Raw genomic sequence first — 15,113 nt, 5'->3', positions numbered from 1 at the left:
GCTGTCCAGTCGCCCGACGGGCGACTGGACAGCGACGCCCAAGGGGCGCTAGGCCCCAGGACGGTCATGCCCCCATCCTCACACACTTCCTCCCAGAGGGAGGCGACTTCTATCCTGACACCGGGGGATCACAAGATTGCCGGCTGATTGCGTGAGCGTCGTTTCAATCCGCGCCCCCATGAGGGGGCGACTTGTCAGGGTTGCGGAAGTCGGGGTCTTCGATGCTGTTTCAATCCGCGCCCCCGTGAGGGGGCGACATGGGCGAACGGCTCGGCCTTCCCCTGGGCAGGTTTCAATCCGCGCCCCCGTGAGGGGGCGACTGGAACCAGGTGTCGAATACGACGTTTGCTGCTTGTTTCAATCCGCGCCCCCGTGAGGGGGCGACACAAGAAACGCGCCGCTGTCCTCGCGTCCGTCGCGTTTCAATCCGCGCCCCCGTGAGGGGGCGACGGCGCATGAGTCCGAAATGGGACCATCGATTCTTGTTTCAATCCGCGCCCCCGTGAGGGGGCGACCTGGCCGCATCGGCGAAAAATCGCGCGGCTAAAGTTTCAATCCGCGCCCCCGTGAGGGGGCGACTGTTGTAGGTCGTGCTGATGGTTTGATTCTCTAGGTTTCAATCCGCGCCCCCGTGAGGGGGCGACTGTTATACGTCGTGGTGATGGTTTGGTTTTCGAGGTTTCAATCCGCGCCCCCGTGAGGGGGCGACGGTTCGCGATGGGTTAACGACCTGACGCGCATGGATGTTTCAATCCGCGCCCCCGTGAGGGGGCGACGATCTGGTGGCGCTCGGGAAGGCGCGCGGATACCGGTTTCAATCCGCGCCCCCGTGAGGGGGCGACGAGAGGCGATCCGGCGAGAATCCGTTCGCCTTCATGTTTCAATCCGCGCCCCCGTGAGGGGGCGACGGGTGTTTCCCAATGACACTAACCTAGTCGGGCTGTTTCAATCCGCGCCCCCGTGAGGGGGCGACCAGGAATCGAGTGTGTCCAGATCACCGAGCACATGTTTCAATCCGCGCCCCCGTGAGGGGGCGACACGGTCTGCATACGCGCTACCTTCTCTCACACGAGGTTTCAATCCGCGCCCCCGTGAGGGGGCGACCATCCGCATCTGGCCTTGCGCCGAAATACTGCGTGTTTCAATCCGCGCCCCCGTGAGGGGGCGACAGCTGGTGCGGATTCGCGAGATTTTCGACACGGCGTTTCAATCCGCGCCCCCGTGAGGGGGCGACCTCGGCCTTGCCTTCGCGGTCCACGTAGGTCCGGGTTTCAATCCGCGCCCCCGTGAGGGGGCGACGACACCACGGTCAACCGAGCAGGCGTCAGTTCAATGTTTCAATCCGCGCCCCCGTGAGGGGGCGACATGGGCCTGGGACATGAGTAAAGACTGTGAGGCGTTTCAATCCGCGCCCCCGTGAGGGGGCGACTTGGGAGCCTATCCAGTCGACCTGGCTGTGATCGTTTCAATCCGCGCCCCCGTGAGGGGGCGACCGCATTAACTTTTGCAGCCGATCAAACAATCGGCGTTTCAATCCGCGCCCCCGTGAGGGGGCGACTCGCCGAGCGTCATCGATTTCGATGCCGGCGATTTGTTTCAATCCGCGCCCCCGTGAGGGGGCGACCGCGGGCGGCGCGGCGACCGAAGGCTTGCTCGAAGTTTCAATCCGCGCCCCCGTGAGGGGGCGACTTGGTCAATGGCATCCCATCGAAACGAGGCCAATGTTTCAATCCGCGCCCCCGTGAGGGGGCGACCCCTGTTCCGCGCGTTGTGATTGACGATGCGGGAGTTTCAATCCGCGCCCCCGTGAGGGGGCGACCTCACGATCCTAACTCATTACGTTTAAAGAAAAAATCTATGCTTTCGCGCGAACCGCCTCTATGCCACGGGTTATCCACAGCCTAAACATTCAAAGTCATGGAAAATGCTTTGACGGTCATGACGTTAGAAGCAGCGCGAACCTCCCGACTTCATGGCGATCGCCCAGGGTTCGCGCTGCGTCAAACCACAAGCGGTCCATCTACATCGAAGCTGGGCTTGGCGCCATAGTGCTCTACCCTGGAATGCCAGTTCGCGCCCAGGTTGTAGAATCGCAGACTATCGGTTGCGGGATCGATGATTCCCAACAGTCGGTTTTTCAGCATCGCCAACTGCGCTGGATCGACCTTGCATTCGAAAACCGAGTTCTGAACCCGTTGCCCGGAGTCGAGACAGGCTTTCGCAACACGCCGCAGACGGCGGGCACCGCCCTCGGTGACGGTCGAGACGTCATAGGTCACTAACACATACATGATCTCGGTCCTCTAACGCCACACGAAAGCGGGATAGGCATCCAGATCGTTGCGCAGGTGCCGGGCGAGCAGACGCGCCTGCAAATGTACCAACAGGCCCACAGCGACCTTCTCCTGTAAAAACGGATGGGTGATTTCTTCTTTCTTGCGTTCCTGCCAGGCCACGAGCACTCGTTTGCGCGAGTCTTCGCGCAGCAGGATCGCGCCGTTTTCCTTGCACTCGAAGTCGCGCGCGGTGATTTGCTGTCGATTGAACAGCGAGAGCGCCAGTCGGTCGGCGAGAAAGGGGCGAAACTCCTCCATGAGATCCAGCGCCAGCGATGGCCGTCCCGGTCGATCCCGATGCAGGAACCCAACCGCCGCATCCAGGCCGGTGGCTTCCAGGGCGGAGCGGCAGTCATGGGCGAGCAATGAATAGAGGAACGACAGGAGCGCATTGATCGGATCGAGCGGCGGTCGGCGCGAACGCCCGCGCATGACCAGATCCGGATGGTTGGTGGTGAGCAGATGCGGAAATGCCGCGAAATAGCTGACAGCGGCACTGCCCTCGATCCCGCGCAGCCCGTCCAGGTCATTGCTGGCCTGTGCGGTGCGCAGACGCCGGGCAAGCTCTTCCGATGCCTGCTGAAGCGCGGCATTCCCCGGTGCGGCGGGTCGATCCCGTTGAGCACGCAGCAGAGAGGTCCGCGCATTGGCGATCTTGGCCGCGATGCAGTTTCTGGCGATGGCAAGAGTGCTCGCCGGATCGTCGGCCCGGCGGTACTGCTCGCGGCGCAACAAAACGTTTCCGGAGGTGAAGCCGATCGCGGCGGCCAGAAAATGCCCATGCGGGTTGCAAAATGAGAGGGTCACCCCCGCCTCGGCACAGCCGGCCATCAGGTGGGCGGAGGCGCTGATGTCCCAGCCCAGACAGAGGATGCCGTCGAGATTGTGCAGGGGAACCCGTAGCCGGGTTTCGCCCTCGTGACGGACCTCGACGGCGGCGCCGTCTTTGCGCAACCAAGCTCCTTCCAACGTCACGAAAAGCGTGTTGAGATGCTGGCGCATGGCTTACTCCTTCAGGCTGTGGTTCACGGCGTCCGCGAACCAGCGCGCGGCCCCATTGCTTCGACGGTCAATCCTGGGCATGCAGGCTTCGATCAGCGAACAGTCGTCGCATTTGCCGCTGTCGTAGAAAGGTGGCGGGGTCTGCCCGGATGTCATCAGTACCCGCAGGCGTGCCGCTGCTTCGCTGGTTGAGATCCGCAGCGCGTCGGTGAAAGCGATCTCCGTGCGCTGGCGTCGCTGGCCGTAGTAGAGATAGCCGATCTCGATGCGGCAACCGAGCATCTCTTCCAGGCACAACGCCTGTGCGCAGAGTTGCACTTCATCGGCCTGATGGGACTTGGGCCGACCGCGTTTGTACTCGACGGGGACGACGTGAGAAATGGTGTCCATCGTCAATGGGTTCAGACCTCGGGGCGGTGACGCCCCCGCGCGCAGATGAAACTCGACCACGTCGCATTGTCCGGTGAGTTGCAGCGCGAGTGAACGCACCGCAAGGCCGCGGGTGATATGCACGCCCGCGCGATGTTCATCCGGCCCCCCGTGTGCCCGTTCATGCAGGATCGCGCCCTCGGCGGTGAGGCGGTTTTCCTCCCAGACCTGTTCGAGATGGATGAGCGCGCACTGGCGCTCGCAATAGAGCAGGTGTTGCAGGGCGGAGATCGGGAGCAGGGTATCGTCGCTGTCGGTCATCGCCAGGATCCGATTCGCCTCGGTGGTTATGCGGTTTGCGCCAGTCCGCGCCCCCGATGTGGGGGCGACATCGAGCTTTCGCGGCGGATTCAGATCAGGCGCATCAGGGTGACGTCATTCTTAAGCTCTTTCACCTGGCCGCTCGGGATTGCCTGATCCAGCATCTCGCCATCGAGCCGCACCTCATAATCGGTGAAGGCGCGCGCCGGTTCGTTCGCATCCCGGCGCGCGACCGTGATCCGTTCGAAGAGTCGATGCGCGGGGGCATTGCCGAGACGATCCTGATGCTTGAAGACCAGGAGCGCGCGAGCGGACATTTCGCCACGGGCGGCGGAGCGGTCGTGATCGAACATCTGGCTCAGGGCCTTCCAGAACAGGCCCAGATCGGCGTCCGAGAAGCCGGTGTCAGCGGCCAGTGGGGCGCTGATGAAGCCATGGGTGCGGTAAAGGCCATAGGGGATGGTGAACTTGCGGCCCATGGTGCGGTTATCGCCCTGCTGCTTTGCGGATTCCGCTTCGGTGGTGACTGCGACACGGGTCACCGCGTGTTCCATCAAGACGACGGGGTCGATACTCCTGCCAAACGTCAGTTGAACAGGTCCGCGCACTTGACCGCAGTTGGTTCCAGTCGACATGACGGCGCCAAAGGTGCGCACATCGTAGAAATTACGGCACATCCACTGACGTGCCTTGTCGATCTGATCGCCTGCGCCCTTGCGTTTCCCTTCCTTGGCTGTGGCATCGGGATTTTCTGCTGTGTAGGCGCGTTCGTGCTGCTGGTTGAGAATGGCTTTCTCTCGCACATAGATATCGTAACCCGGCTTTCCATCCTCGGCGTTTTTGCCCAGCGCATCGGCATGGCTGAGGATCACGAAGTTTCGTACTTTGCGCTTGAGACAAACGTCTGTCACCAATCCATGACCCGTTTCGGCATCGACTCGCGGCAGGTTGCCAGCGTCCGGATCGCCATTCGGGTTGCCGTCGCGGACATCGAAAAGATAGATGAAATCATAGCGGTGCTGCATGGTTATTATCCTTTGGTCTCGTCCGGCGTGTGGTCGGTGTCCGTTGGGGGCTGGGTGCGCGTGAACAGATCCTTGCGTTGATGGTAATAGCCGATGGCGAACAGTCCCTGGGCTTCGAGGGCCAGATGGGCGGGCATGGTGTCGAGTCCACCTACGATGTCCTGAACCAGTCGCTCGCGATTGATCTTGGCGCCGGGATTGAGTTTGGCGAGATGATGCTGATAGGTCCGCAGCAGGCGCGGAAAGACCATGCCGGGCGTGGCCGAGGCGGCACTGTAGAAACGGTCACGGATACTGGCATTGAGATCGCCCAAGGCGTCCTGTTGGGTCTTTTCGAGCACGGCGAAGAGTCGTCCGAGACGATAGGCGGGTTCGGGCTTGTCGGGGTCCAGGCTCACGGGGATCGCTCCTTGTCGTTGGTTTGGCAAGCGGGTCAGCCATGCCTTAAGGATGGCGGCACGGCAGTAATTGATCTCGCGGTCGGCACGGATGCGACGAATCACGGCGGACGCGAGTGCATTCGGATAGGGACCACCGGTCAGGATGGCACGCATCAGGGTGCCGCCCAGCAGCGGCTGGATATCCTTGGTCTCGCGGGCGGTTTCGCGCAGCAGCATCCAGGTGGGCGGAAATTCGGGATCCGGGCGTCTCGCGCCTTCCTCGAACTGACGGACGATGCGCAAGGCGTCATAGTGGGCGTGCAAGCGGTCGAAGAGTTCGCGCAAGGTGGAGACGTGCCAGAAGCGCACGGACAGTCGCGCCGCGTTCGGAGCAAGACCCAGCAGATAAAATGTGGTTTTCGGGTCATCGCCAAGCGCAGCCAGGGCGCCCCCGCCTTCACGCAAGGCCCGAAGCAAGACCTGTATCTGTCCCAGGGCAGTCTCGTCCTGTGATTCTTCCGGCAAGTCGCCGGAAAAGAAGTTGGCGAACCAGTCCTCAGTAACGGTTGGGCGCTCGGTCCAGAACACCATGGTTGCGTCACCGATGGTTAGCCGGTGCTTATTGCTCCGTGGACCGCTCAAGAGACTATTAAGCACCGTGCAGTAACGGAAAGCAGCCGATTCGGAAACCGGCGAGTTCCAGCTTTTGTCTTTGTGATAAGAGGTAAAGGCATCGCAATTGAAGGAAACGAGCTTGGCGCCTGAGCTTTGCGCGCCGCCAACACCTTTGATTCCCGGCTCGTGGAGTTGCGCCAAGGGTCCGATCGCTCCCGTGATCAGACACATTCCGCTTTGTGCCGCGCCGTCTTTCCCGATCAATTCCTGCTCCTGCCACCAGGCGCGTACCTTTCCCCGCTCGTGGAGATAACCGGTTTCGCCCTGGAACCGAAAGACGCCAAAGCCAGCGCCAAGCTCGGCGAGGCTTGGGTGTTCAACGGCGTGCTCGGGGTGCCACTGCTCAAGAAAGCGGCAGACGGCCGAGAAACCGGGATCGTCGATCGCCGTTTCCGCCTGAAGATGCCGTTCGCGCAATGCGGCCAGGGACACAGTCGCGCGTTCCCGAAAGTGACAATTCTGATCAACGGATAGCTTGGGATCGTCCAGTTTGTAGCCCAGCAGGTAGGCCGCGTTGTCCCAGAGAAAGCCCGGATTGAGACCGGAGCCTGATGGTTTGGCCTGCCCCGGCACCAGCCGCTGCACGGGTACCGCCTTCTTACCGTTTCGATCCCGCACATCGTTGATCTGCGCCAGGGTGCCGTCCTGGGTCAGCACCACCTCGAAGCTGATCTTCTGGAGACTGTAGCCAGCGGGGGCGACGGCGTAGTCGACATCCTCCACCAGCCGGTCATAGAGCGCATGCAGTGATTGCAGGATCATGACCCGAGCATCTCCCTGGTGGCGGCGAGACAGGCTTGCACGTCGATCACCCCATCCACCATGCGCGCGCGGAAAAAACGCGGCGTCATGCCATCGGCGAAATCGATGTCGTGCAGCATGAAGCCAAGATCACGCTCGCCGCGCAGGTTCTCCGGACAGGACGGAAAGTCGCCCTCGACCGGGCCGAAGTGAGCGGCAAACTCGCGGCAGCCAAGATAGGGCCGGTGATGGCAGGCGCCTTTACGGAGACGGCGATTGAATTGATCCAGGTGCTTGGCGGTGGGGTCGGCGGGGAGACTGCCGTCCTGTTCGCGGGCGTCCAGCAGATCGAAGTGTGCCTCGATGCCGTAACAGACCTCGCGCAACACCAGCGAGGCGCGCTGCTGGCGGTTTTCGTCGGCGTAGATACAAAGCGGGGCGGTGCCTCCCTGCATCGCGGCCTGTACCTTGCCCGCCGGGATCTTGTGACCTGAATCGCCCGCCACGGCGACCTCGTTGCGCCGGATGTTGGCGAAACGGATCGGGGCGAGAACATGGATGCGGTCGATAACCCAGCGAATCTGGGGCTTCCAGTAGATCGCTTCGAGCACGCCACGCGCGCCCGATGGGGTCATGACATCGTAGGAGACGCGCTCCGCTTTCATCTCCGGCCGGGTCCAGCAGGCATCGTCGCCCCAGACCAGCATCCGTATTCCGTGGCTCATCTCCCCTCTCCTGAATGCGGTTTAATCGATGATCAACTGCTCCGGATCGTAGACCCCATCCCCCAACATGCAGAGACCGGTGTCCGATGCGTAATGCAATTCCGGGCTGACCAACACGGCGAAGCGCTCATGCAGCAGTTCGAGCAGTCCCTGTGCCTGGGCATTCTGCCACGCGAATTGTGGAATCGTCACGCTATACCGCTGGAGCCGTCGCGCGATGCCGGCAGGAGGCGGCAACTTCATTCGGTGTGTGGCGCGCAGTTGGTCCACCAGTTTCCGACCCGTTTCTCCCCAGGGGACGATGACGGGGCGCTGGGTGTCCGCGATGAAACGGAAGCGCTCAGCGACCGTGGCGAAGTTGAAGCGAAAGGGGAGTTCGCGGTCGCTAGGGGCAAAATTAAAGCCGTCGAGGATCGCGTGCTGGTCCCACAAGTCCTGATTTTTCCAATAGTGCAGACGGAAATAGGCTTCGACGGTGTCGAGCGCCAGCGGATCGGCATGCAGCGGCAGGATCTCGCGGGCAGCGTCCGCCGCACGGCGCAGGTAACCGCGTGGGATCGGATGTTCCGACTCGTCCGGCTCGAACACCCAAGTAACACCCTGGTCCTGCTGGCCCTCGCGATTGCAGCGCCCGGCCGCCTGGGCGATGGCGTCGACTCCGCCCATGGCGCGGTAGACGACAGGGAAATCCACGTCCACGCCCGCCTCGATCAATTGGGTGGACACCACCCGACAGCGTTCGCCATCGGCGAGACGCTCGCGGATCTCGGCCAGGATCGCGCTACGGTGTTGCGGACACATGGCGGCGCTCAGATGGTAATTGCCGGCGCTGCCGGTCGCCTCCACGAGGGCTCCATAGAGGTCGGCGGCATGGCGCCGTGTGTTGACGATGGCGAGTACCTGAGGTTCCTCGGCCAATCGGGCGCGGAGAGCGGCAACACCGAGCCTTCCCGCTTGGCGCACCTCGACCCGCTTCAGGGTCGCGTAAAGCGTGGGCGGATCCGGGACAATCTCGGTTGGATTCGGCAGCCCGATCTCGAATTCGCCTGGACGAAACACCAGGGCCGGTTGCGTGGCGGTACACAACACCACCGTACAACCATAATGCTCGACCAGTTCCCGCAAGGCGCGCAGACAGGGCGCGAGCAGCGTCACCGGCAGGGTCTGGGCCTCGTCCAGCACGATCACCGAGCGGGCGATGCGGTGCAGCTTGCGGCAGCGCGAGGTGCGGTTGGCGAACAGCGACTCGAACAACTGGACGTTGGTGGTGACGATCAGGGGCGCATCCCAGTTCTCGGTGGCCAAACGGGAGGTCGCCGTTTCCTGGTCGGGATCGAAATTGGAGTGGTGTTCCAGCACGATCTCCGCGCCGAGTTCCGCAAAGACCTCCCGAAAGACGTCGGCGTTCTGTTCGATGATGCTGGTGAAGGGGATGGCATGGATGACCCGGCGCAGACCATGGCGGGCGGCATGGCGCAGGGCGAACGCCAGTGACGACAGGGTTTTGCCGCCGCCGGTCGGCACCGTGAGCGAATAGAGTCCCGGCGGTTGTTCGGCGGCACTCAGGCAGGCCGCCAGCACCTCGGCGCGAGCTTGCTGAACCACATTGACCGGGGCGGTAAAGCGCGCCCCAAGCCAGGCCGACAGGTGGTCGTCGAGGCGAGCCATGATGTCGGTCGCATGGATTGGCCGGGCCGTGGCGCGCTCCGGGCTCATGAAGGCTTCGGTGGCGAGGAAATCCGCATCCGTCAGACACGAGAACAGCAGGCGTGTGAAAAAGGCCACGGCGAATTTATCCGCGGGCAGGCCGCTCGCCAGCATCGGTGCGCTGTCCAGCAGCCTCGGCGGGACAGCAGGTAGCCAGTCTGGAATGCTCTTGCGCAGCCGTGCCTTGAGACAGGAATGGGTCAGATCGAGTGCATCCGGCAACCCGGCGTGATGCCCGGCAATGGCGTAGGCCAGGAGGATGCCAAGACCGGGTAGCGTTCGGGCCGCATGCTGCGCGCCTGCCGTCGAGTGGTCGACCTTACCTCTGGATTCCAGGGTATGGGCGTCGTCCCCGACATCCGCGGTACGTAGCAGATAGCGTTGGAATTCCTCGGAAAATTTCCCAAGATCGTGCCAAAGCCCGAGGCGTCGCGCCAATTCGATGGCCAAATCCCGCAGCGGATTCCCGCTGAACGGAAACATCTGCGCGGCATGCGCTTGGACGAGTGCGGCAACTTTCTCCAGATGGCCGGTGTTGGCGATCTCTTCCGTGAGCGGTTCCCAATGACTCGGATCGCGTGGATGATCGGGGTGAGTGTGCGCGAAGCGGCTCACATCAACCCAAGCTGCAACCGCGCCTCGTCGCTCATGTTTTCCTGGCCCCAGGGTGGATCCCAGACCAGCTCGACCCGGACCTCTCCGACCCCATCGACTCTGGCGACCGCGTCCTTGACCATGATCGGCATCATGCCGGCGACCGGACAGGCCGGGGCGGTCAGGGTCATGTCGATGGCCACGTCGCCGTTGGGGGCGATGTCGACACTGTAGATCAGGCCCAGGTCATAGATGTTGACCGGAATCTCCGGGTCATGGACACCGCGCAGCGCGGCGATAATGGGCTCGCGCAGTTCTTCCGCCTCCATGTGCTCGACGGCGACATCGCGATCCAGAACCGCCGTGTCTCCCTGTTCCTCGTCATGCTTGCCGAAACCAGCGAAGCGGGCCAGTCTGTTCATAGCGACCTCTCGACAACCTTCATGGCCGACCGTTAATCCAAGTTTCCACGCGACCCGAACTCAATTCAGGGGAGCGGATTCCAACCGCTGACCGACCCGCTCCGAGACATGCTCGCGCAGCGCCTCCGCGCTCAGGGTCTGGATGATCTCGCCGGCAAATCCCAAACAGAGCATGCGCCGAGCCAGGGGCGCCGAAATCCCGCGCGAGCGTAGATAAAACAGCATCTCCGGTTCGATCCGCCCAACCGTGGTGCCGTGGCTGCATTTGACATCGTCGGCGTTGATCTCCAACTGCGGCTTGGTATCGACCTCGGCGCTTTCGGAGAGCATCAGGTTGCGGTTGGACATGGCTGCGTCCGACTTCTGGGCGTCGCGAGCAACCGCGACGAGCCCGTCGAACACCGCCCGTCCCTTGCCGTAGAGGATGCCCTTGAAGTTCTCCCGACTGGTGCAACGCGGCACCGAGTGGGCAACATCAAGGTGATAATCCATGAGCTGCCGGTCGCCGGCCAGATACAGACCCTGGAGATCGCATTCGGCCTGCTCGCCGCGAAAGCGCGTGACCAGTTCGGTGCGCGCCCAACGCGCGCCCAGACCGATGTTCACGCCCCGATAGCGACTGTTGGTGTCCTGACTGAGATAGAGCCCGGTGAGATGGAAGGCATTGGCGCTCTCCATCTGGATGCGGTCATGCTGGAGCACGGCATCGCGACCGAGCGCGATCTCCAGCACGGAATTGGTGCAATAGAGCGACTCGCCGAGGCTCACGTAGCGTTCGATCAGGGTTGCTTGGGCGCCGTCGCCGAGCACGACCAGATGACGCGGCTGAGCGACCCGTGGCTCGTCCATCCCGACCGACAGATGAATCAGCTCGATCGGCCGTTCCAGGATGGCCGCGCGGTCGAACAGGGCCACGAAACCGTCGTCGAGTCCCGCCGTGTTGAGCGCCAGGAACAGCGGTTGTCGATCGCCCGCGATCCGATTGAGACGATCGCGCAGGGCATCGGGGTCCGCGTCGAGCAGGGTGCGCAGACCGCCGAGTCGAACCCCTTTGGGGAGATCGCCGAGCACGGAAAGTTCGGGGGCATAACGACCGTTGACCAGGACGACGCGATGGCTGTCGAGACCCGGAATCAGGATGTCTTCCAAGTCGTCCGGCTGCAGCGCCGTGATGGCTTCGTCGACCTGGGCGAAGTTCTGCTCCAGCAGTCCTTTCAGGCTGGTATAGCGCCAGTCCTCCGTCTTGGACGTGGGCACGCCCTGCTCGCGGACCCGCTCCCGGGCAACGCGGCGCTGGTCGTCCAGCCAGTCAAGTCCGGCGCCGGCGAGTTGCCCCGGTGGCGCGGCCAGCCAACTTTCGAAGCCGTTGGAGATGACGCCGTTCATGCCGCCTGCCCCTCCGCGTCGATCCAGCCGTAACCTTTTTCTTCCAGCTCAAGCGCCAGTTCCTTGCCGCCGGAGCGGATGATCCGACCCTTCGACAGGACATGCACATGATCCGGCTGGATGTAATCGAGCAGACGCTGATAGTGGGTGACCACGATCATCGATCGCTCCGGACTGCGCAGTGCGTTGACGCCATCGGCGACCACGCGCAGCGCATCGATATCCAGACCCGAATCGGTCTCGTCGAGGATGGCCAGCTTGGGTTCCAACAGGGCCATCTGAAAGATCTCGTTGCGCTTTTTCTCGCCGCCCGAGAAGCCGGCATTGACGGCGCGTTTCAACAACGAATCGTCGAGATGCAGGATCTTCAGCTTCTCCTTGATCAGGCGCAGAAAAGAGACCGCGTCCAGTTCGGGTTGGCCACGCGCCTTCAGGATGCTGTTGAGCGCGGCCTTGAGGAAATAGGTGTTGTTGACGCCGGGGAGTTCGACCGGATACTGGAAGGCGAGGAACAATCCCAGTTGAGCGCGTTCTTCCGGTTCCAGGGCGAGCAGATCCTGGCCCTCGAAGGTCGCGGAACCGGCGGTGACTTCATAGCCCTCGCGCCCGGACAAGACATGGGCGAAGGTACTCTTGCCCGAGCCATTAGGACCCATGATGGCGTGCACTTCACCGGGTCCGACCGAGAAATCCAAACCCCTCAGGATCTCTTTTCCACCCACATTGGCCTTCAGGCCCTTGACAGCTAACATCGCGTACTCCGAATTGATCTCTGGGCGTTAGGCAGTTGGCAGTTGGCAGTTGGCAGTTGGCAGTTGGCAGTTGGCAGTAAAAGTAACCAGATCATGCCACCCTCAATCAATCAATCAGGCCGGCTCTGCTATCGCGTTCATCTCAACAAACACAATTTGACAACTGACAACTGACAACTGACAACTGACAACTGACAACTGACAACTGACAACTTCCCCTCAACCAACCGCCCCTTCCAGACTGATGCTCAAAAGTTTCTGCGCCTCCACGGCAAACTCCATCGGCAGCTCGTTGAAGACCTCCTTGCAGAAGCCGTTAACGATCATCGAGACGGCGTCCTCCTCGGTCAGACCGCGCGAGCGGCAGTAAAAAAGCTGGTCGTCGCTGATCTTCGAGGTGGTCGCCTCGTGCTCCATGTTCGCCGAGGGGTGCTTGACTTCGATATAAGGGAAGGTATTGGCGCTGCAACGGTCGCCGATCAGCAGCGAATCGCACTGGGTGTGATTGCGCGCCCCTTCCGCGCGCGGACCGATGCGCACCAGACCGCGATAGGTCTGCGTGCCCTCCCCCGCTGAGATGCCCTTGGAGACGATGGTGGAACTGGTGTTTTTTCCGATATGGATCATCTTGGTGCCAGTGTCGGCCTGCTGGCGCCCCTTGGTCACGGCCACCGAATAGAACTCGCCGATCGAATCGTCGCCGCGCAACAGACAACTGGGATATTTCCAGGTGATCGCCGAACCGGTCTCGACCTGGGTCCAGGAGATCTTGGAGCGCGCCCCCCGGCAGTCGCCGCGCTTGGTTACGAAGTTGTAGATCCCGCCCTTGCCCTGCGCGTCGCCTGGATACCAGTTCTGGACGGTCGAGTATTTGATCTCGGCGTCGTCCATCGCAATCAGTTCGACGACCGCGGCGTGAAGCTGATTTTCATCACGCTGGGGTGCCGTGCAGCCTTCCAGATAACTCACGTAACTGCCGGCCTCGGCGACGATCAGGGTGCGCTCGAACTGACCGGTATTGCGGGCGTTGATGCGGAAATAGGTGCTGAGTTCCATCGGGCAGCGCACACCCTTTGGGACATAGACAAAGGTGCCGTCGCTGTAAACGGCCGCGTTCAGCGCCGCATAGTAATTATCGGTATGGGGCACGACCGAGCCCAGATGCTGCTGGATCAGCTCGGGATAGTCGTGCACCGCCTCGGAGATCGAGCAGAAGATCACGCCGGCCTCAGCCAGCGATTTGCGGAAGGTAGTCGCGACCGAGACGCTGTCGAACACCGCGTCGACCGCGATCCCCGCCAGCGCCTTTTGCTCTTCAAGGGGGATGCCGAGCTTGTTGTAGGTGTCGAGCAGGACCGGATCGATCTCGTCCAGGCTCTTGGGCATGTCCTCGGGCCGTTTGGGCGCCGAAAAATAGGAGATCGACTGAAAATCGATCTTGGGATAGTGGACGGCGGCCCAGGCGGGTTCTGGCATGGTCAGCCAGTGCCGATACGCCTTCAGGCGCCACTCGGTCATGAATTCCGGCTCGCCCTTGCGCGCCGAGATGGCGCGCACGACGCCCTCGTCGAGACCGGGCGGAAACGTCTCGGACGCAATCTCGGTCGTGAATCCGTGTTCGTATTCTGACCCGACAATGTCGTCGACGGCTGTGGCTGAGGTCATCGCTACTGGCTCCGTTTTCTTGAGCTTATTACTTGGTTTTTAATATACGCCCATGCCTGCATGAATCAATCCCCCCACCGGCTTGATGGACGCCCTGGCTGGCGGTCGAGTCCGAGTCCAAGGTTTTCGGAACGCTCCGCCGCTAGCGGATCGCCGTTGGCGATCGTTAAGATGATTTCCGGAAAAACGTCTTACCCATTGGATGCATTGATTCTAGTAGAAACTTTCCAGTGTCCCGCCCCACTGCCATTCAGTGAAGCCGTTCGTGGTGAGTTTATCGAACCATGAACGGCTTCACTGAATGGCAGCAGGATCCCGTCCTCAACAACGCCGACAATTCCGGACGCGGCCGCAAGATCAGCGGTGGATTATATTCTTTCCAAGGATTGCTTCTCAAACTTTGGCGGGGATCGCGCTTCGCGCGCGGCGGTGTCGGGGATCCGGCGAACATGGCGCGACCGGAGGCATTGACGCCTCCGGTCGCGGGAGTGGCGATGGGCTGCTTCCGCGTTCGGAACTACTTCTGACTTTCCTTTTTGGCCTTTTTCTCGGCCTTCTTCTCCTTCATGGTTTTGGCCGGTTGTTTCTTCGCTTCCTTCTTTTTGTCTTCGCCTTTACTCATCGCAATCCTCCGGTTGAAACCTCCCCCTGCCGGGGGATCATGCGCACGGGAGAGGGGTCATCTCTTCCGTGCAGTGTCGCCCGGCGAAGCCGGGCACGGCTTGAAACATACGCGGACGCTCCGGTTGAATGCGCGCGTTCGCGCGGAATTGACCCCTGAATCGTGAGACTGGCCGCCCGCCGCGCGGCGAGGCACCCGCGAACCATACTATAGCGTCGATCCTCGCGTTTAACAGACTGTCTTGGCGGCCCAGGGCGAGCGCGCTTAAACATTCCGTTTTTCGGGTAGTTGACGGATGATCGCGAGAAACGACTATCGGAGTTTCTCATGTCAGCCAGCCTTCTTGAGCATTTTGCGTCCCTGGAAGATCCCCGGATCGAACGTAACAAGC

At 61.9% G+C, this 15,113-nt stretch carries 12 protein-coding genes and 1 CRISPR repeat array; of the genes, 1 reads left to right on the top strand and 11 read right to left on the bottom strand.

Going from position 1 to position 15,113, the window contains the following annotated elements; translation table 11 throughout:
• Window positions 1-160: 160 nt before the first annotated feature.
• Window positions 161-1,819: a CRISPR direct-repeat array (repeat unit 31 nt; unit sequence GTTTCAATCCGCGCCCCCGTGAGGGGGCGAC).
• A 181-nt stretch (window positions 1,820-2,000) separates the two neighbouring features.
• From cas2 to sufB, 11 genes are all read right to left on the bottom strand, one after another.
• Window positions 2,001-2,291 (bottom strand): CRISPR-associated endonuclease Cas2, encoded by a 291-nt coding sequence (gene cas2, locus CCR95_RS20850; protein WP_201098084.1) that lies wholly within the window; start codon window positions 2,289-2,291, stop codon window positions 2,001-2,003.
• A 12-nt stretch (window positions 2,292-2,303) separates the two neighbouring features.
• Window positions 2,304-3,338, bottom strand: coding sequence for a type I-C CRISPR-associated endonuclease Cas1c (gene cas1c, locus CCR95_RS20845; RefSeq protein ID WP_201098083.1), 1,035 nt, complete (start codon window positions 3,336-3,338; stop codon window positions 2,304-2,306).
• Window positions 3,339-3,341: 3 nt separating this feature from the next.
• Window positions 3,342-4,028, bottom strand: a complete 687-nt coding sequence (gene cas4 / locus CCR95_RS20840) for a CRISPR-associated protein Cas4 (protein ID WP_201098082.1) — start codon at window positions 4,026-4,028, stop codon at window positions 3,342-3,344.
• 89 nt (window positions 4,029-4,117) lie between these two features.
• Window positions 4,118-5,053 (bottom strand): type I-C CRISPR-associated protein Cas7/Csd2, encoded by a 936-nt coding sequence (cas7c, locus tag CCR95_RS20835; protein ID WP_207188703.1) that lies wholly within the window; start codon window positions 5,051-5,053, stop codon window positions 4,118-4,120.
• 5 nt (window positions 5,054-5,058) lie between these two features.
• Window positions 5,059-6,870, bottom strand: coding sequence for a type I-C CRISPR-associated protein Cas8c/Csd1 (gene cas8c, locus CCR95_RS20830; RefSeq protein ID WP_201098079.1), 1,812 nt, complete (start codon window positions 6,868-6,870; stop codon window positions 5,059-5,061).
• On the bottom strand, window positions 6,867-7,574 hold the full coding sequence (gene cas5c, locus CCR95_RS20825) for a type I-C CRISPR-associated protein Cas5c (protein WP_201098078.1): 708 nt from the start codon (window positions 7,572-7,574) through the stop codon (window positions 6,867-6,869). Before cas5c ends, cas8c begins: the two co-directional genes overlap by 4 nt.
• Before the next feature lie 21 nt (window positions 7,575-7,595).
• Window positions 7,596-9,896: a CRISPR-associated endonuclease Cas3'' gene (locus CCR95_RS20820; RefSeq protein ID WP_201098077.1), complete on the bottom strand. Its 2,301-nt coding sequence runs from the start codon at window positions 9,894-9,896 to the stop codon at window positions 7,596-7,598.
• The gene (locus CCR95_RS20815; RefSeq protein WP_201098075.1) at window positions 9,893-10,297 is read right to left on the bottom strand and encodes an SUF system Fe-S cluster assembly protein; all 405 of its coding nucleotides are present in this window, start codon (window positions 10,295-10,297) and stop codon (window positions 9,893-9,895) included. The genes CCR95_RS20820 and CCR95_RS20815 overlap by 4 nt, the downstream gene beginning before the upstream one ends.
• A 60-nt stretch (window positions 10,298-10,357) precedes the next feature.
• Window positions 10,358-11,683: a Fe-S cluster assembly protein SufD gene (gene sufD, locus CCR95_RS20810; RefSeq protein ID WP_201098072.1), complete on the bottom strand. Its 1,326-nt coding sequence runs from the start codon at window positions 11,681-11,683 to the stop codon at window positions 10,358-10,360.
• Window positions 11,680-12,435 carry a Fe-S cluster assembly ATPase SufC gene (gene sufC, locus CCR95_RS20805; RefSeq protein WP_201098070.1) on the bottom strand — a complete coding sequence of 252 codons (756 nt, stop codon included), beginning with the start codon at window positions 12,433-12,435 and terminating at the stop codon, window positions 11,680-11,682. Before sufC ends, sufD begins: the two co-directional genes overlap by 4 nt.
• Before the next feature lie 219 nt (window positions 12,436-12,654).
• On the bottom strand, window positions 12,655-14,100 hold the full coding sequence (gene sufB / locus CCR95_RS20800; protein WP_201098068.1) for a Fe-S cluster assembly protein SufB: 1,446 nt from the start codon (window positions 14,098-14,100) through the stop codon (window positions 12,655-12,657).
• A gap of 284 nt (window positions 14,101-14,384) precedes the next feature.
• Here sufB and CCR95_RS20795 point away from each other — a divergent pair, with 284 nt between their 5' ends.
• Entirely contained in the window at window positions 14,385-14,627 is a 243-nt protein-coding gene (locus CCR95_RS20795; protein ID WP_201098066.1) for a hypothetical protein, read from the top strand.
• Window positions 14,628-15,113 lie beyond the last annotated feature (486 nt).

This window comes from Thiocystis minor (assembly GCF_016653465.1).
Lineage (GTDB): Bacteria > Pseudomonadota > Gammaproteobacteria > Chromatiales > Chromatiaceae > Chromatium > Chromatium minus.
This window is presented reverse-complemented; position numbering and strand designations above follow the sequence as displayed.

Coding starts and splice junctions, on each gene's coding strand:
- cas2 (WP_201098084.1), bottom strand. CDS start 2,291: ATGTATGTGTTAGTGACCTATGACGTCTCGACCGTCACCGAGGGCGGT.
- cas1c (WP_201098083.1), bottom strand. CDS start 3,338: ATGCGCCAGCATCTCAACACGCTTTTCGTGACGTTGGAAGGAGCTTGG.
- cas4 (WP_201098082.1), bottom strand. CDS start 4,028: ATGACCGACAGCGACGATACCCTGCTCCCGATCTCCGCCCTGCAACAC.
- cas7c (WP_207188703.1), bottom strand. CDS start 5,053: ATGCAGCACCGCTATGATTTCATCTATCTTTTCGATGTCCGCGACGGC.
- cas8c (WP_201098079.1), bottom strand. CDS start 6,870: ATGATCCTGCAATCACTGCATGCGCTCTATGACCGGCTGGTGGAGGAT.
- cas5c (WP_201098078.1), bottom strand. CDS start 7,574: ATGAGCCACGGAATACGGATGCTGGTCTGGGGCGACGATGCCTGCTGG.
- CCR95_RS20815 (WP_201098075.1), bottom strand. CDS start 10,297: ATGAACAGACTGGCCCGCTTCGCTGGTTTCGGCAAGCATGACGAGGAA.
- sufD (WP_201098072.1), bottom strand. CDS start 11,683: ATGAACGGCGTCATCTCCAACGGCTTCGAAAGTTGGCTGGCCGCGCCA.
- sufC (WP_201098070.1), bottom strand. CDS start 12,435: ATGTTAGCTGTCAAGGGCCTGAAGGCCAATGTGGGTGGAAAAGAGATC.
- sufB (WP_201098068.1), bottom strand. CDS start 14,100: ATGACCTCAGCCACAGCCGTCGACGACATTGTCGGGTCAGAATACGAA.
- CCR95_RS20795 (WP_201098066.1), top strand. CDS start 14,385: ATGAACGGCTTCACTGAATGGCAGCAGGATCCCGTCCTCAACAACGCC.